General features: G+C 64.1%; 10 protein-coding genes. 5 read left to right on the forward strand and 5 right to left on the reverse strand.

Annotated elements, in window-relative coordinates; all coding sequences use genetic code 11:
• Positions 1-46: 46 nt before the first annotated feature.
• The 3 genes from FBY36_RS06145 to FBY36_RS06155 form a co-directional block, all read right to left on the reverse strand.
• Positions 47-1,387, reverse strand: a complete 1,341-nt coding sequence (locus FBY36_RS06145) for an MFS transporter (RefSeq protein ID WP_142117790.1) — start codon at positions 1,385-1,387, stop codon at positions 47-49.
• Positions 1,388-1,570: 183 nt separating this feature from the next.
• A complete protein-coding gene (locus tag FBY36_RS06150; protein WP_142117792.1) occupies positions 1,571-3,259 on the reverse strand; it encodes a hydantoinase B/oxoprolinase family protein in 1,689 nt (562 codons plus the stop codon).
• Positions 3,252-5,318, reverse strand: coding sequence for a hydantoinase/oxoprolinase family protein (locus FBY36_RS06155; RefSeq protein ID WP_142117794.1), 2,067 nt, complete (start codon positions 5,316-5,318; stop codon positions 3,252-3,254). The genes FBY36_RS06150 and FBY36_RS06155 overlap by 8 nt, the downstream gene beginning before the upstream one ends.
• A 665-nt stretch (positions 5,319-5,983) precedes the next feature.
• Here FBY36_RS06155 and FBY36_RS06160 point away from each other — a divergent pair.
• Positions 5,984-7,108 carry an NAD(P)/FAD-dependent oxidoreductase gene (locus FBY36_RS06160; protein WP_142122514.1) on the forward strand — a complete coding sequence of 375 codons (1,125 nt, stop codon included), beginning with the start codon at positions 5,984-5,986 and terminating at the stop codon, positions 7,106-7,108.
• A 58-nt stretch (positions 7,109-7,166) separates the two neighbouring features.
• Here the strand turns inward: FBY36_RS06160 and FBY36_RS06165 are convergent, their stop codons facing one another.
• Positions 7,167-8,258: an SDR family oxidoreductase gene (locus FBY36_RS06165; protein ID WP_142117796.1), complete on the reverse strand. Its 1,092-nt coding sequence runs from the start codon at positions 8,256-8,258 to the stop codon at positions 7,167-7,169.
• Between the two features lie 96 nt (positions 8,259-8,354).
• Positions 8,355-8,489 carry a hypothetical protein gene (locus FBY36_RS20990; RefSeq protein WP_268815549.1) on the reverse strand — a complete coding sequence of 45 codons (135 nt, stop codon included), beginning with the start codon at positions 8,487-8,489 and terminating at the stop codon, positions 8,355-8,357.
• Between the two features lie 159 nt (positions 8,490-8,648).
• Between FBY36_RS20990 and katG the strand changes: the two genes are divergently transcribed.
• The 4 genes from katG to FBY36_RS06185 all read left to right on the forward strand — a co-directional run bounded on the left by katG (position 8,649) and on the right by FBY36_RS06185 (position 18,081).
• Positions 8,649-10,943 carry a catalase/peroxidase HPI gene (gene katG, locus FBY36_RS06170; RefSeq protein WP_142117798.1) on the forward strand — a complete coding sequence of 765 codons (2,295 nt, stop codon included), beginning with the start codon at positions 8,649-8,651 and terminating at the stop codon, positions 10,941-10,943.
• Between the two features lie 669 nt (positions 10,944-11,612).
• Positions 11,613-15,143, forward strand: a complete 3,531-nt coding sequence (locus FBY36_RS06175) for a glycogen/starch synthase (RefSeq protein ID WP_142117800.1) — start codon at positions 11,613-11,615, stop codon at positions 15,141-15,143.
• Positions 15,140-16,147, forward strand: a complete 1,008-nt coding sequence (locus tag FBY36_RS06180) for an aminoglycoside phosphotransferase family protein (RefSeq protein ID WP_160141878.1) — start codon at positions 15,140-15,142, stop codon at positions 16,145-16,147. Before FBY36_RS06175 ends, FBY36_RS06180 begins: the two co-directional genes overlap by 4 nt.
• Before the next feature lie 83 nt (positions 16,148-16,230).
• Positions 16,231-18,081, forward strand: coding sequence for an ABC transporter ATP-binding protein (locus tag FBY36_RS06185; RefSeq protein ID WP_160141879.1), 1,851 nt, complete (start codon positions 16,231-16,233; stop codon positions 18,079-18,081).
• Positions 18,082-18,229 lie beyond the last annotated feature (148 nt).

Below are 18,229 nucleotides of genomic sequence, written 5' to 3' on the forward strand. Positions count from 1 at the left end.
GGAAAGGCCGGGACGGGCAAATGCCTCGTCCCGGCCAAACTCCTGATCAGGCCGTAACTGCTACCTCCGTTTTGGCAGGCAGCACCCGGTGGAGTGCAGCGGGGAGGGCGAAGATCGCCACGCAGATCGACACCACGCATGCGGCTGTCGTGTACCAGCCGAACGAGACATTGGACCCGGTGACCGAGAAGAGCCATACGGCGACGAGTCCTGCGGTGGCTCCGATCACGGAGGTGCCGATGTTGAAGTTCAGGGCTGCAGCCGTTGCCCTCACTTCCGGTGGGAAGCTGAGCACGTAGGCCACGCTCAATGGCGCCGCGACAAGGTTGTTGATGAGGGTGAAGACGATGACCGCGGCGGTGGCCAGCAGGATGGACTTGTTGCTGATGGCGTAGAAGGCCGGCACGGTCAGGGCGACGAAGAGTCCGTATCCGGTCAGCAGTACACGCCGGGCACCGTACTTGTCCGAGAGCTGTCCACCCCAGATGCTGGTGATGGGTCCAACGAGGTAGGTCAGCATTGAGGCCAGTAGCGCCTGGGACGCCGGGAAGCCTGCGGTGATCAGAGCTGTGACGAAGTACGCCTGGATGGTGTAGGAGCCAATCCGCTGCCCGGCGCCCAGGCCGATAGCCTTCAGCATGTCTCGCCAGTACAGCCGCAACGCGGTGCGCAGCGGGGTCTGCTTGACCTTTTCGGCTGCGACTGTCCGGACCACTTCTTGGAATTCGGGGGTCTCACTGAGGTGGTTGCGCATGTAGACGCCGATGAGGGCAATGGGGATCGAGAGCAGGAAGGGGATGCGCCATCCCCATGAGGTGAAGACGTCTCCCGGCATGGCGACGCTGAGGACATAAGCCAGCCCTGCCGCAAGGAAGGAACCCACGGAAGCGGTGGAATTCAGCACCCCGGCGATGAAGTTGGGCCGGCGGCCCCGTTCATGTTCGAAGAGGAAGTTTGCCGCCGTCGTGTATTCAACGCTGGCTCCGATTCCCTGAAGGAGCCGGGAGAGCAGCAACAGAACGGGTGCTGTGACGCCAATGGCAGCGTAAGTCGGCAGGAAACCAATCCCTGCCGTCCCGATGCTCATCAGGGCGATGGTCAGGATCAGCACGAATTTCCGTCCCTTGATGTCGCCCAGCGGCCCCAGGATGATGCCACCGAGGGGGCGGATGGCGTAGGAAAGGACGACGCCGACGTACACGGCCAGGAGGGCGACGGTGGGATCGCCGGAGGGAAAGAACTGGGTGGCGATGATAGCTGCCAGGGTTCCATAGAGCGTGAAGTCGTAATATTCGACCACGTTTCCCAGCATTGTGGAGGCGAAGATCCGCCGCCGGGCTGCCGGTGCCGCCAACAGGTCGGTGTCCGGCGTCTTGTTATCAGACATGATTCTTCCTTTGGGTGAAGGCTGAGCCTCGAGGCGTCAGCGGGGGACTTTCGGCACAGCGTCTTTGCCGGGCCGAAAGCCGACTGTTACGGGAAACAAAAATTTGCGAGCGTTTTCAGTTGAAGTGCCGGGCCGCCGGCGGGCTGCTGCGCCGCCCACCGGCGGCCCTGGCACGATTCCTGGTCAGGAGCCGTCGGACTTGGTGAGGTCCTGCATCTGGTTCGGGTAGGCCTGCCGAGCGTAGGCGTCCGAGATTTTCTGTTCGGCCAGGTCGCGGGCGACTTGCTCCGCTTCCCGGAGTGCGGGTGAGCCGTATCCGCCGGCGCCGGCCGTCTCAATGGCAACCCGGTCACCTGGCTGCAGCACCGTATACCCGTGGTCGATAGGCCGTGCTTCCGGATTGAGCACTGCTTTCGCACTGGCTCCCGGCATCCCTCCGTCCAGTCCCCAGGGCTGGGACTTCTGCCGGCTGGTATCAAGCCAGAAGTGGATGTCCGGATCTTCCACCCGGACGGCGCGCCGGATGCCAAGGCCTCCCCTGTGGCGCCCCGCCCCGCCCGAGTCCTGGATCAGTTCGTAGGCTTCGATGACCAGGGGGTATTCGGCTTCAAGGCTCTCAACCGGCAGGTTGGAGGTGTTGGTCATGTGGACCTGGACGCCGTCGAGCCCGTCCTTGGTGGCCCGGGCGCCGCATCCGCCGCCGATCGTTTCCAGGTAGACGAACTCTTTGCCGGTGCGTGAGTTTTTTCCGGAGAAGTGCACGCCGGTGTTGGCTCCATTGCTCGCCGCGGTGACGCGTTCGGGCACCGCTTCGGCAAGGGCGCCGTGGATCAGGTCAACGATGCGTTGGCACGTTTCGCTGCGTCCATTGACAGCGGCTGGTTCCTGGCAGTTGATGATGGACCCTTGAGGCGCCTCGATACGGACCGGCCGGTACAGGCCGGCGTTCGGCACGATGTCGGCGTCGATGAGGCTCTTCAACGAGTAGTAGACGGATGCGTAAAGTGCCGTCCAGACAACGTTTACACTGGCCCTCACCTGTGGCGGGTTGCCGTCGAAATCGAACAGGATTTCCTCCCCGGAGACTGTAATCCGGATCTGCAGATCGAGTTCGTTGTCGAGCTCCGGGCAGTCGAATTTGTCGGTGAAGGTGTAGACGCCGTCAGGCATATTTCCGATCGCTGCCCGGGTCCGGCGTTCTGTATAGTCCAACAGTTCGGCGGCGGCGGAGACCATGACCTCCCGGCCGTAGCGGTCACACAGGTCCTTGTATCGTTGGCAGGCCAAGCGGTTGGCTGCCTGTTGGGCCCGGAGGTCGGCCTGACGCTCGTGGGGTACCTGGCAGTTGAGCAGGATCAGGTTGAGCATTTCCTGCTGCAGGATGCCGGCCCTGATCAGGCGCACAGGCGGGATCCGCAGGCCTTCCTGGAAGATGTGGGCGTGGCCGCGGTCACCGAAGTCGGCATGGTGGGCAAGATTGGCCGCCCAGGCGGTGAGCACGCCATCGATGAAGATGGGGGTGGCCAGGACGATATCTGGAAGGTGCGAGCCACCGCCGCTGTAGGGGTCGTTTCCGATGAAGGTGTCACCCTCGGCGATCTCTTCGAGCGGGTAGCGGGCGAGAATTCCGTCCACGATGCCCATCAATGATCCGAGATGCAGTGGCGAGCCTCCTTCGTCCTGGGCGATGCCATGTCCGCTGGCATCGAAGAGTCCGGCGGTGCAGTCCCTGCGTTCCTTGATGTTGGTGGAGTAGGCGGCACGGACGAGGGTGCCGCCCATTTCCTCCACGATGGTTGACAGTGCGGAGCCGATGACCTCGACCAGGACAGTGTCCAGGCGGGCGGAGTCGGCTGAAACGGGCTTATTCACTGGTGCTCCTGCGGATTTCGATGACAAGGTTGCGCAGGTCGTCCACAACGCAGACGTCCGATGGCAAGAGGAGGGTGGTGGTGTCCATCTGTTCGACGACCGCGGGTCCGGCAACGCGGTGGCCGACGTCCAGCTTGGAGCGGTCATAGACCGGGCAAGGGACGTAATCTGCCTTTTCGGGCAGGAAGACATCCCGGTATCCGATGATGGCGCCTTCAGGCTTGCGCCCCTCCGAGTTTGAGCGGCGCAGGTCTGCGCGCGGAACGGTGGCGATGGCCTGGACGCGGAAGGTGACGGCCTCGACCACTTCGTTCCGGGCGCTGTAGCCGTACATCCGGTCGTGGGCCCGCTGGAAGGCTTCGATCAGTGAGCTGATCGATTCCTCGTCCAGGGCACCGTCAGGGACATCGACGGGAAGTTCATAGTTCTGCCCGGCGTAGCGCATCTCGACACGGCGCAGGAGGCTTCGACGGTCCTCTCCAATGTTTTCCTCGGCGAACCAGGCGGAAGCCTGGTCCGTGAGTTCGGCGAAGACCTGACTGAAGCCGCTGGAGGATTCGGGAGTGACCTGCAGGATCTTGGTCCGCATGAAGTCGCTGCGGATGTCGGTCATCAACAGCCCCAGGGCGGATTGGGCACCGGGGGTCTCCGGAACGATGATCCTGTTGATTCCAAGTTCGGTGGCCAGCCGGGACGCGTGCAGCGGACCGGCTCCTCCGAATGGCACGAGGACGTAATCACGGGGATCGTATCCGCGCTGCACAGAGATAACCCGGATGGCGCGGGCCATGTTGGCCGTGACCACGCGGATGATGCCTTGTGCAGCTTCCGGCACTGACAGGCCGAGCGGGTCTGCGATGGCCTTTATCGCCCGGTGTGAAGCCTGCGCATCGATTTTGAGCTGGCCGTTAAGCAGGTATTCAGGATTCAGGACCTGCAGAACCACATTGGCATCGGTCACAGTCGCTTCCTGGCCGTTGCCGTAGCAGGCTGGTCCGGGGAAGGCTCCGGCACTGGCGGGGCCGACACGCAGGTGGTTTCCACTGTCGATCCAGGCGATTGAACCGCCCCCGGCACCGACGGTGTGGATGTCGAGCATGGGAGAGCGGATGGGCCGGCCGTCGAGCTCCATGCTGGAGGTGACTTTGGGGGTGCCGTTCTGGACGAGCGAAACGTCCGAAGATGTTCCGCCCATATCGAAGGTGATGATGTCCGGGCTGCCTGCGGCCGCGGTGATGGCTGCAGCTCCCACCACGCCTGTACTTGGGCCTGACAGGACAAGGCGGACCGGAAGTTCTTCCGCCGTCGGGAAGGGGATGATGCCGCCGTTTGACTGTGTGACGTGCGGAAGGCACTTAAGCCCGGCGTCCGCAAGGTTACTCCGAAGCCGTGCCAGGTACTTGGCAACGACCGGTCCGACATAAGCGTTCGTCACTACCGTTGAGAGCCGCTCGAATTCACGGAATTCGGGCAGCACCTCACTGGACAGGGAGACATAGGCTTCCGGAAATTCCTCGGCGATGATACGGCCGATTTCACGCTCGTGTTCCGGGCGGACGTAGCTGTACAGAAGGCACACCGCAATTGATTCAACGCCCTTGGCCTTCAGGTCGCGGACCACTGCCCGGACTTCATTGGGGTCCAGGCCGGTTTCCACCCGGCCATCGTGACGCACGCGTTCGGTGACTTCCACGCGCAAGTCCCGGGGAACGAACGGCTCCGGCTTATCCGCCTGGAGGTCGTACATGTGCGGCCTGCGTCCCCGGCCCAGCTCCAGCAAGTCCCGGAAGCCCTTGGTGGTGATCAGTCCTGTGCGCACGCCGCGTCCAGTCAGGAGGGCGTTTGTACCTACGGTGGTCCCATGGGCAAAGTAACTGATCTCCCCGATATTCCGCCCGCCGATCTGGTCAAGCAGTTCTTGGACTCCCTGGATGATGGCCCGGCCTGGGTCATCCGGAGTAGAGGAGACCTTGCGGACATGGACCTGTCCGGTCAATTCGTCGAACGCGCAGAGATCCGTAAATGTACCTCCGGTGTCGACACCGATTCTTAGACTCATGATTTTCTGCCTGCCTGTCGTGCGGCTGCTGTTAGGGGTCTTTGGTCCCGCAGTGAGAAATTTTGGGAAGGTTCCCATCGGGATCTGATATCGAGTGTGACATGAGCTGGATCACACGTCAACGCTTTTTGGGATCGTTCTCAATCGAACCGGGAAGTCGCTGATTCGGGCAGCGTCGGAAACGCCCCGCGGCACCACAGCGACCTATTGACGAGCTGCACGGGTCAGCTGTAGCGTCATCACAACATCTTTTGGGAACGTTCCCCACTAGTTGTGATATTCGAAAGGATGAGCCCTTGAAAAGGCGCACACCCGTACCGGCAGCCCTTCCGGGACCGCACGCGCCACCAGCCCCTGAAGACCTGCCGGCATGGGATGGGGTGCAAAATGTCCTCCTGCGCGTGAGGCCCGCAAACTTCGAAGCTGGCGCTGATCGCGAAACGAAGACCGGAAGCCACTGTCCGTTATCCGGAATGTGGACCACCGAGGCTGAAGACCAAACCGTCGAAGCCTGGATCAATGAAGGCGAACTTATGCCTCCCAGTGCGGGCGCCGCGGCCACATGGACTTACCGGGCGGACGGGCTGGGACTCCCGGTCGAAACGGAGTCAGCCGCACCGCGAACAAAAGCAACCATTCAAATTGAAGAAAGTGAGTCCCAAGAAATGACTTCCACCAGAAGTGAAATCGACGTCGCCGTCCTGGGAGGCGGCATCCTGGGCGTTTCGACGGCCGTCCATCTCCTGCGTAGCGGGGCTTCCGTGGTCCTCATTACGGAAGGTGAACTTTCCAGCGGTGCAACCGGACGTTCCCTGTCGTGGCTGAACTCTGCAGGACATCGATCCCACGCTTATCACCACCTGCGCATGGCTGGCATTGACCGCTACCGGACGCTCTTCGCAGAGGACCCCACACGGGAATGGCTGCAGTTCCAGGGTGGCCTCTTCTGGGCACCGGCCGGGGACGCGCCGAAGGCGGAAGCCCGGCATGAGTACGAGCAATCCCATGGGTACGATTCCATCCTGATCAAACCCGAGCAAATTTCGGCACTCACCCCCGGAATCGATGACACAGCGGTCACAGACGCTGCAGTCTTCAACCCCGGAGAAGGATGGGTCAGCCTCCCGCACCTGGTGGCCTATCTTATGGAAGAGTTCCGGGCCCGCGGGGGCGAGCTGGTTACGAACTCAGGCAAATCACGGGTCCTCGCCACAGACGGAATGGCAGCAGGCGTCATAACAGAAGACGGCACCAGGTACACCGCCGACAAAGTGGTCGTCGCCTGTGGAGCCGCTACACCCAGTGTTGTTAAAGAGCATGGCGTCTATATCGCAGACGCATCACCTCTCTCCGCGCTCGTCATTACCGAGCCCGCGAACACTGACCTTGAAGCCGTCCTGAACACACCCCGGGCAGCAGTTCGACCCAACCCCGGAGGCAGCCTCGCACTCGATCATTCGTGGTACGAGGAGCAGATAGTGGAAGCAGCAGACGGTACCTTTTCCATGCCGGATGAGGTGGTGAAGGAGCTGACTGAAGAAGCCTCCCGGCTCCTGCAAGGCAATCCCCAGCTCACAGCTGCCAGCTGCAGGGTCGGTCGGAAGCCGGTACCGGGAGATGGCCAGCCGGTGTTCGGAGAATTGGAAAAACTCCCGGGTTGCTTTGTGGCTTTCTCCCACTCTGGAGCGACCGTGGGACTCATCGCCGGAGAACTGCTCTCCTTCGAAATCATCACCGGACAAAAGCACCCAATGCTGGAGACTTTCCGACCTGAACGATTCAGCCGCTGAGGCGGGTTTCCGCACGGCGTACGGCTGGCCCTACTGACAGATATATGGGCCTCCACCATCAGGGAATCAGGTTTTCCGCCCGGTAGCGGTCAAAGAGTGCGGTGAACGAGTCCAGCGTCCGCCGGTACCCCGTGAACCCCGCGTCACGGCTCTTGCCCATGTCCGTCACCACCTCGATATTGCGCCCCAGGTCACCATCCGTGTGCCACCAGGACGCCACCCGGTCCAGCTCCGGTTCGCTCAGGTTGTGCTTAGCGGCAAGCTGCCGCCACTGGTCTTCGCGGCCCGCCATGGACTGCTCCAGGTGACGTGGCTCACCTTGGTATCCCTCCCACTCCACGCCGAAGTAGGCTGCGAGTTTCGGCCACATCCAGCGCCAGCGGAACACATCACCGTTGACGATGTTGAAAGCCTCGTTCGCGGCTGCGGGAGCGGTGGAGGCCCAGAGCATATGCTCGGCCAGCAGACCGGCATCCGTCATGTCGGTCAGCCCGTTCCATTGTGTCTCGGATCCCGGGAAGACGAACGGCTCGCCGCTTTCCCGGCACAGGGTGGCCTGTGCGGCGAGCGTGAGGCCCATGTTCATGGCATTGCCCACCGCGTGCCCGATCACGGTGTGTGCACGGTGCACGGACCAGGTGAAGCCCTGCTGAGCCGCCGCCGCCCAAAGTTCGTCCTCCTGGGCGTAGTAGAAGTTGGGCACCTGAAGGCGCGGTTCCTCCTCGTGGAAGGGCGTGTCCGGCATTTCCCCGGCGGCGTACGCCTCAAACGGTCCGAGATAGTGCTTGAGGCCGGTCATCAGGGCAACGTGGGCCACTTCCTTTCCCCGGAGGGCTGCGAGGAGGTCACGGACCATGCCGGCATTGGCGGCGATGTTCTCTTCCTCCGTGGCACGCCGGGACCACGCGGTGAAGTAGACATGTGAGGGGTTCTCCGGACCAAGTACGGCGGCCAGGGAGGCAGCCGAGGTCAGGTCTGCGGCGAGCCACCTGACGCCGGCGCGCTCGGCTCCGGGCCTGCGGGACAAGGCAAGGACCGCCCAGCCTTGTCCAACCAAGGTATCCACCAGGGCAGACCCCGCGATTCCGGTGGCTCCGACGACGAGGGCCGTCCGTCCGTTGCCCGCTGCTATTCCTGCGCCGATGGTCATAGTGCTCCTTCTGGTGGGTGCTTGGTCGGGCCGGGATGTTAATTCCGACGACGGCCTCCTAGCGACAAGCTGCAGCCTTAGGCAGATATTCCGCACCTATGCGGTGGCCGCTCCGGAAACGCCAGGCCAGACGCGTTCGGCGAGCGCGATGACCGGCGGCACGGCGGGGTTGTCCGAGTCCGCGGGCCGCGCCATCCACAGGTAGACGGGCAGGGGAAGCGCTCGACGCAATGCGTTTCCTATTGTTCCTGCAGTTTTCCCGGACAAGTTCCTGCAGTTTTTCCGGACAAAGAGGACCTCCCCCGGGCGGCCCGCCTATGTTCAAATGGGAAGGTTGAACCGGCCCCCCCCGAGTCCGCTCCACGGCCTCGACCCGATGGAAGGAAGCACATGACCGACCGCCAGGAACACCCTCCAGTCCCCACGCCGGGTAGCGCCCAAGGCCTGGACAGCAAGGCTGAGGGCGGGTGCCCGGTGGCCCATGGCAGCGCCACAGCCCAGGGCAGTGAAAGTGAAAACCCGGCGATCGATTCCCCGCAGCCCAAGGGCCACCGGCCGCGGACCAACCAGGACTGGTGGCCCAACCAGCTGGACCTTTCCGTGCTGCACGCGCACGGCAAGGCGAGCAATCCGCTGGACCCGTCGTTCAGCTACCGTGAGGAATTCCAGAAGCTCGACGTCGAGGCCCTGAAGCGCGACATCACCGAGGTCCTGACCACGTCACAGGACTGGTGGCCGGCGGACTTCGGCCACTACGGCGGCCTGATGATCCGCATGAGCTGGCACGCGGCCGGTACCTACCGCGTCCATGACGGCCGCGGTGGAGCGGGCGACGGCGGCCAGCGGTTCGCGCCGCTGAACAGCTGGCCGGACAACGCCAACCTGGACAAGGCCCGGCGGCTGCTGTGGCCGGTCAAGCAGAAGTACGGCCAGAAGCTCTCCTGGGCCGACCTGCTGGTCCTGGCCGGCAACGTTGCCCTGGAATCCATGGGCTTCGAGACTTTCGGCTTCGCCTTTGGCCGCGAGGACGTGTGGGAGCCCGAGCAGATCTTCTGGGGCCCTGAGGACGCCTGGTTGGGCGACGAGCGCTACGTGAGCGAAGGCCAGATGTCCGAAGACGTTGGTTCCACCGAAATGGGCCTGATCTACGTCAACCCGGAAGGCCCCATGGGCAATCCCGATCCCGTGGCTGCTGCCGCCTTCATCCGCGAGACGTTTAAGCGCATGGCGATGAACGACGAAGAGACGTTCGCGCTGATCGCCGGCGGCCACACGTTCGGCAAGACCCATGGCGCCGGCCCGGCCGATGCGCACGTGGGTCCCGAACCGGAGGGTGCCAACCTTGAGGCACAGGGCCTGGGCTGGCTGAGCACCTACGGCAGCGGCAAGGGCGGTGACACCATCACCTCGGGCCTTGAGGTCACGTGGACTGACAAGCCCACGCAGTGGAGCAACCGCTTCCTGGAGATCCTGTTCGAGTACGAATGGGAACTGGTCAAGAGCCCCGGCGGCGCCCACCAGTGGGTTGCCAAGGACGCGCCCGAGATCATCCCGGACGCCCACGATCCCGCGAAGAAGCACCGCCCCACCATGCTGACCACGGACCTGTCGTTGCGCTTCGACCCCGTCTACGAGGAAATCGGCCGCCGCTTCCTCCAGAACCCGGACGAGTTCGCCCTGGCCTTCGCCAAGGCCTGGTACAAACTGCTGCATCGTGACATGGGGCCGGTTGGCCCGCACATGCTGGGTCCCTGGGTGCCGGAGGCGCAGCTGTGGCAGGATCCCGTTCCCGCCGTCGACCATGAACTGATCAATGAACAGGACATTGCCTCCCTCAAGGCCAAACTCCTGGACTCCGGCCTGACCATCCCGCAGCTGGCAGGCACGGCCTGGGCCTCGGCTGCCACGTACCGGAAGACGGACCGGCGTGGCGGTGCCAACGGTGCCCGGATCCGGCTGGAGCCGCAGCGCAGCTGGGAAGCGAGCGAGCCTGGGCAGCTGTCCACCGTGCTGCAGGCCCTTGAGCGCGTGCAGGAGGAGTTCAACGCCGCGCAGACGGGCGGCAAGAAGGTCTCCCTCGCTGACCTGATCGTCCTCGGCGGTGCCGCCGCAGTGGAAAAGGCCGCTGCCGACGCCGGCTTCCCCGTCACCGTGCCGTTCCGCCCGGGACGCACCGATGCCGCGCAGGAGCAGACCGACGTCGAGTCCTTCCAGTACCTGCAGCCGAAGGCTGACGGCTTCCGCAACTACTTGCGGCCCGGCTCGAAGCTCCCGCCCGAAACCCTGCTGCTGGACAAGGCCTACATGCTGGACCTCTCCGCACCGGAGATGACGGCGCTGGTGGGCGGCATGCGTGCCCTGGGCACCAACGTTGGCGGTTCCAGCCACGGCGTGCTGACGGACAAGCCGCAGGTCCTGACGAACGACTTCTTCGTCAACCTGCTCTCGCCGGGCACCAAGTGGAAGGCATCCGAGTCGGAGGAGAACGTCTACGAGATCACCGACGTCGCCACCGGTGAGCTGAAGTGGACGGCCACCCCCGTGGACCTGGTGTTCGGCTCCAACTCGCAGCTGCGGGCCCTTGCCGAGGTCTACGCCAGCGGGGACGCCAGGGAGAAGTTCGTCAACGACTTCGTGGCCGCCTGGACCAAGGTCATGGAACTGGACCGCTTCGACCTGAACTGATCAGGGTGAACTGAACCGCTGTGTCAGGGCCGGCTGCAACTGCAGCCGGCCCTGACTGCTCATCATGCCGTTTCAAATAGGGTAATCACCCGCATGGGGGGGTTATTGCCCGATATTGCCGGTATTGCCCAGGGGTTATTGCCCCCATTGCGGGGGAGGTTTATCACCCGCATTGGGGGATTATTGCCCGATATTGCCGGTATTGCCCAGGGGTTATTGCCCCCATTGCGGGGGAGGTTTATCACCCGCATTGGGGGATTATTGCCCGTAAAAAGGGGAAGTATCGCCCAATAAAGGGGGTGATTGCCCGATGAGGACAAACAGTTCGCTATGTCAGAATGGGCATGGTTTCGCTTGTCCGCGATGGGAAATTCGTAGAAAGCAAAGTCTTGTCTGGCCGCGTGACTCAGTTCTTACGCGGCCAGTTCCGTCCCCGCGATGCCGGGGGCGTGCCGGGTTGCGGGTGGCAATTCAGCATTCTCCTACAGCCATGGCACCCCATGAGCCTGAATAAGGCGTCCCAGTAATCGGAACTGGCGGTGGAGCCGTTCCGATCGATGATGGGAACGGAAATCATGGCACTGCTCCTCCGCCTAAGCCTTGACGTTGGCCCTAAGACGAACCGCACCGGAATATCCGGATTGATTCTGCACCCACGATGCCAACGCCATGCGCACTGAACTGTCTCTCCCCACCAACGGTGAAAAGGACGGCGCCCTCCGCAAGATGGGACCGCCGGAGGGCACTTTTACTGTCGCGGCCGTTCCGCTGCAACGGGTGCTGTTCGCCAGCGCCGAGGCGTACCCCTTCATGAAGGTGGGCGGACTGGCTGATGTCAGCAGTGCTCTGCCGAAGAGATTATCCGAGCTGGGCCTTGACGTCCGTCTCGTCATCCCTGCCTACAGGGGCCTCGGAGGCAGCCCGGTGCTGACGATCGATGTGCCGTTCGGTCCGATAACCGAGCGAGTCATTGTTCGCCGGCTCCCGTCCCTGGGCGCCGTGGACGTCCTCGCACTTGATGCTCAGGGGTGGTTCGACCGGGAGTTGCCGTACAGCTACCAGGACAACGATGTCATGCCGTTTGTGCTGTTCTCCAAAGCAGTCACAGCGCTGGCTGCCCGGGAAGAGTGGCGTCCGAACATCATCCACTGCAACGACTGGCATTGCGGGCTCGTGGCGCAGGAAGCCCGGCAGGGACTGCACAGGCAGGCGTTAGCGAGTACTGGGATCGTCTTCACCATCCACAACATCACCTATCAGGGGCCTGTAGGTGCGGCGACCAACCAGCTGATAGGACTGCCACAGGGCGGAAGTTTGCTCCAACGGGGTATCGCGTTCGCAGACCGGATTAACACCGTAAGTCCCCGCTACATGGAGGAGATCCTCACCCCGGCCCAGGGAGCGGGTTTGGACGGGCTGCTGCGCGACCGCAGGGACGTCTCGCGGGGCATCCTTAATGGCGTCGACTACGCCGAGTTCAGCCCCGGGCAGGACCCGTGGATTGACACCCGCTACAACGGTGACTTTATCGCAGGCAAGGGCGCGAACAAGAAAGTCTTGCAGAAGCTGAGCAACCTTGAGTCCTCTCCAGACCAACCGGTCTTCGGCATGGTCGCCCGGCTGGTATCCCAGAAAGGGATCAGCCTGCTGACTTCCGCTTTGGCGCAGTTTGTCGCCCGGGGAGCCCAGGTGGTGGTGCTGGGTGAAGGTGCGCCTCGGTACCGGCGCCAACTGCAGTCGGCCACCCGGCGTTACCCCGGAAGCGTAAGCTACCTTCCCACTTCCAGTGAGTCCCTGGCACGGCAGGTCTACGCAGGCAGTGACTTCTTCCTTGCGCCGTCCGTTTTCGAGCCCTGCGGGTTGACGCCGCTGATCGCCTTGAAATACGGGACCATCCCCGTCGTGCGCCGCACCGGTGGCCTCGCCGACACCGTGACGGATTACGCCGAGGACCCGGCCGAAGGTCTGGGGTTCGTCTTCGTGCAACGGCGCGTCGCGTCCATGCTGTCGGCTGTGGATAACGCACTGGCAGTCTACTCACGGATGCCTGAAATGAACCATCTCCAGCGGCGGGCAATGAAGGCGGACTTCTCCTGGCGGGTGCCTGGGCGTGAGTACGTGGCCGTGTACGAGGAGGCCCTGCACTCACGCAGTCACGTGGAGGTCAGCCGGAGCACCGAACAGACCGCCCAACCACGACGCCCCTCGAGGCCGTGTCCCGCTCCGCTTCCCTTGGCGCTCGTCCATCATGCCAATCAGTTCCTGATTACCGACGGCTATGAGGACCGGGAGGGTCTGACCTCGCTCGTTAGGGGGTACAGTGCGCTGCTGCAGATGCACGAGAAGTACCGCATCCCGCTGAACCTCCACTTCTCCGGGACACTGATTGAAGCCGCGGCCTGGCAGCACCCCTGGTTCCTGGCGGAGGTCCGCCGGCTTCGCGACGTCGGCCTGGTCTCACTCACGGGCGGGACATACTCCGAAAACATCCTGACCGCCTTCGATAGGGAATACAACCGGCGGCAACTGCGGGAGTTGTTTTGGCTCTACCGGCACCACCTCGGGTGCGCCCCGAGCGATCTGCAGATCTGCTGGGTCCCTGAGCGGGTGTGGGATACGGACCGCCTTGCGAAGGTCCTGACCGACCCTCGGCTGCCAAATGGCGGATACCGTTACGTCCTGCTTGATGACCGGCTGCTGTATCCCTCCGACGGTGCCCACGGAGTCAGCGACAGGGTTGAATTTGACGGGGCTGACCCTGCCAGCCCTCCGCCTTCGGATGCCCTCCGCCCATACCGGATCAAGGGCGGGAAGGGCCTGCAGGTGGTGCCGATGTCGACCCGGCTGCGGTACTGGATACCTCCTGATGACAGGAGCCACTGGCGTAGCCTGTCCCGGGCCGCCGCGCTCCCAACGGCTCCCGGTGATGACAGCGTCCTGGTGTATGCGGACGACATGGAAAGGAGCGCGGGAGTGGGGCCGTGGCATCCCAGTGCACTCGGCCGGTATGAGGAGTTCCTGCGTTGGCTTGCCACCGAGCCCAAGCTTTTACCTGTGGACCTCTCATCGTGGCTTCGCCAGCGCCGGAGGAGCCCCGGTGTTCGGGTTGTGGAACGCGGAACCTTCGTGGAGCTGGCGAAGGATTGGCACGCGGGAGAGGACTACAGCGGCTGGTCCAAGGACGAGGCGTGGGCCCCTTATCAAGAGCACCTCGCCCGGGCCCGCCGTGTGGTGGCCGACGCAGAGCAAGCGGGTGCAGAACGCCGGCTGACGGCGCTGGCCTGGAAGCATCTGCTTGCTTCTGGATTTGAGACGGCATGGCACGACACTGACCACCCCGACCGGATGCCGGCCGCCTGGGCCAAGGCTGTGGCAAGCCATGGGCGGGCCGCCTGCGTGTTGGCTGCTGCGGCGAGGTGGTTTGGCCGGCAGGCCCGCCCGCTGGAGGCCGAAATGGTTGACATTGACGAGGACGGCGCCGAGGAGCTGGTGATGCGAAGCGACCACCTGTTCGCGGTGCTCGCGCCCGAGCATGGTGGTCGGCTGGTCTACCTGGCCTACCGCGGCGCGAAGGGAGGCGTTTTGGTGATCGGCAACCCCACCGACGACTGGAACCGCCAGGAGGAGCTGAACATCTACATGGACGTCCCAGCCAACCACCCCGGCGGCCTTGCCGATGGCGGAGGGGTCCACGACCGATACGAAGTCAGCATCCACTGGGGGGACGGCATGATCGTATCGGAGCTGAGGAATGTGCAGGAGGACAGCCCTCTGTTCGGGTTGTCCAAAAAGGTGGTCCTTGACGACGCTGTCCCATCTCTGCTGGTGGCCTACGACCTGCCTCCGGGCGCAGACGGGGTCACCGTCCATACGTGCCTGTCGCCCGACTACTACCGGTTACTCCGCTACGGCGTGGCAGAGCTGCAGCGTACTGGAGGAACCAGCTGGCGGGGCGCCTCCAACCGGGCCATACAGGTATGGGTGGTGCTGGCCGACGACGAAGGCAGCGCATGGTGCGACCCGAAAGCACAGGAACCGGGACACGGCGTCCTCATCAGCCTGCGCGCGCAAGCAAGACCCTTCCACCTGCTCATCGGCCTCGGCGAGATCAACGAGGAGGTCGCCCAAGAAAAGATGACGTCGGCCCGGGAAGGGCTCGCCGCCCTGGCTGCACGCGAGCTGACGGGAGACCCGGCGTGAGTGCACCAAACCCTGACACTGATGCACGTGCGCTGAGGCAGGCGATTGCCGAGGCTCTGCTCACCTCGCCGCCACCGCTTGATGCCCTGCCTCCGGGACGGGCGCAAGTGCTCACACGCTCGGTTGTGCATGCCTCCCGCAGCCGGCCCGTTGTCCGGTGGACCGTAGCCCTTGGCTCAGGGTCCGGCACCTCAACTCTGCTGGCAGTAATCGGCAAGGCCTACCTTGCCGGCGGCGGCGAGCAGGCATGGCGGCTGCTCAGGAGCCTGCGTGAAGTTTGCTTCGACGACGGTGACCTCAGGGTCCCTGCACCATACGGGTATGACCCGTCCCGTCAGCTCCTCGCACAGGAGGAGGCCCCGAGCACCACGCTGCATTCACTCCTTGACGGCGACCCACGATCCGCCGCGCCCGAAGCGGGCCGAGCAGGGCGCTGGCTGGCCCGCCTCCACCATGTCAGGGGTGTTCATGTGCCCGACCTGGCGGCAGACTTCGAGCGGCTCAAGCTGGCAGAGTATGCCGAGGCGTTGGCCGGGCTCCTTCCCCAGGTCGCCGCCAGAGTGGCTGAGCTTACCGCAGCCACCGTTGAGGAGCTGGCCCGGGCGGATGGGTCCCGCGTGCTCACACACGGGGACTTCCAACCCAAGAACATCCACTTGGACCGGAAACGTCTCGTGGTAATCGACTTCGACCGCGCCGCTTGGGCCCCTGCCGCGCGGGACCTCGGCCATTTCATCGGCCAGACGCTGACCATGGGCGCCTCCCGTCATGGAAACCTGGCGGCCGCCGTGCCTTGGGTGGACACGTTCCTGGAAAACTACTTGGCTGCCGGCGGCGATGAAGGTGCAGTCCGGTCCGTCCCTGCCTACGTTGCCCGTACCTTCGCAGAGGTCCTTTTCTACCGCCTCGTGGTGCGCCCGGTAAAGGACTCCTCGTTCGTCCCTGACTGGCTGGACGCTTGGGAAGAGGCCCTCAGTGCCACCGCCGGAGGGAGGTCCCCGTGAGACCAACCAGCAGGCGTCGGACTCCCATGGCTGCCGCAGCGGCACACCCGCCAGGCACCCCTATTCCGGTCATGCATGCCCACATGATCCTGCGTACCTTCGGGCCATTCCTGCGCCCGCAGTGGCCCGGCTGCCTGCTGGCCGCGCTGCTCGCGGTCGCCGGGACGGGCATCGCGCTGCTCAAGCCGTGGCCGCTGAAGTATCTCTTCGACGAAGTGCTGCTGCCGAGCGGGAATCCCACAAGCCAGGACGTCCAGTACATCCTGGTCCTGGTCGTCGTGGCGCTGGCCGGCATCGCCGTACTGGACTCCCTGGTCGGTGCAGTCCGAAGCTATGTCCTGACCGTGATCGGCGAACGTGTCGCGGCATCGATCCGCACGGAGCTCTATGATCATCTGCAGCGGCTGCCCCTTGCGTACCACGAAGGGACACCAACAGGTGAACTGACCACCCGCCTGACTGGAGACGTCGACAAAGTGCGGGCACTGCTTACCGTGACGTTCGTTGACGCCTCAACGCACGTGCTCACCCTGGGCGGCATGGCCGGGGTGCTGCTGATCATGGACTGGCAACTCAGCCTGGCACTGCTGTTGGTGCTGCCACTGTTGCTGCTCACGGTGTCCAGCTTTCGGGCCCGCATCCGCAAAGTGGAAGAAGACGCGCGCGACAGCGAGGGCGACCTGGCGGCCGTGGCACAGGAGTCACTGGTAGCGATCAAGCTGGTCAAGGCCACAGGACGGGAAGAGGACGAGTCCAAGCGCTTCCGCCGCCACTCCGATGCCTCCGTCTCTGCTGTGCTGCGCTCGGCGCGCACCAGCGCCGCGTTTGGCGCCGCCGTGGATGCTGTGGTGGCCGTAGCCACCACAGGTCTGATCTGGCTTGGAGCCCAGCGTGTGCTCGAAGGTGCGCTAACACCAGGAGACCTGGTCATCTTCACCTCGTACCTGCGTGACTTCTTCGGTCCAACACGCGCCCTGTCCAAGCTCCCCGCCCAGCTGACTCGTGCCGGGGTGCGCGCGGCACGCATCGCGGACACCCTCCGGCGCAGCCCTGACATCCAGGACAAACCCGGTGCCGTTCCCGCAGGCCCACCCCGGAAGCAGCTGAGCCTGGACGCGGTCGAATTTGCCTACACCCATGACCGCCCCGTCCTGTGGAATGTGGACGTGACGGTCCCGGTGGGCAGTTCCGTGGCCGTCGTCGGACCCACCGGGGCAGGGAAATCAACAATCGCCGCCCTTATGTGCCGGTTGCAGGACCCCACCAGAGGCCGGGTCCTTCTGGACGGCACAGACTTACGTGACCTGACTGGCAAGAGCCTGCACGCACAGGTGGGGCTGGTTACCCAAGACGCCGTGCTGTTCCGGGCATCCGTCCGGGAGAACATTGCATACGGCCGGCCGGACGCGTCACTCCAAGAGGTCCAGGACGCAGCCCGCGCGGCCCAGGCCCACAACTTCGTACAGGCGCTGCCCCGCGGCTACGACACCGTGCTGGCCGAACGCGGGGCAACACTGTCCGGAGGCCAGAAACAGCGTTTGGCGCTGGCGCGCGGTTTGCTGCAGGGCTGCCCTATCCTCGTGCTCGACGAACCGACGACGGGTCTGGACGCCCAATCCGAGCACGCGCTGCTGGAGGCCCTCCGGCAGGTGGCCTCCGGGCGGACCACAGTGATCATCACGCATCGCATGGCTGCGGCCATGGCAGCGGACGAGATCATCGTCCTGGATGCGGGCCGGGTAGTGGAACGCGGTACCCACCACCGGCTCATCGCCGGCGGCGGCCTCTACAGCGAGATGTGCCGTCTACAAGGCATCACCGGCTTACGCCCCACGTGGAACGGCACCAGCCAGGGCAATGGGCGCCACCCCTCGCCGCAGCCCATAGTCGAACCTGACCAGCCCGCCATCTACCGGAGAGGAAGCCGACCGTGACCGGGCTTAATTTCCAGCCGGACCCAACCGACCTGAGGGCTGGTGTCAACGGCAGCAGGACGCATGCGCTGTCCGGCGTCATAGATCCCTCAGCCGAATCGGCAGCGCACGTGCTGCTGCATTACCCATCACCCCTTCCCAGTAAAGG

Origin of the sequence: Arthrobacter sp. SLBN-122 (assembly GCF_006715165.1) — a bacterium.
Taxonomy (GTDB): Bacteria; Actinomycetota; Actinomycetes; order Actinomycetales; family Micrococcaceae; genus Arthrobacter.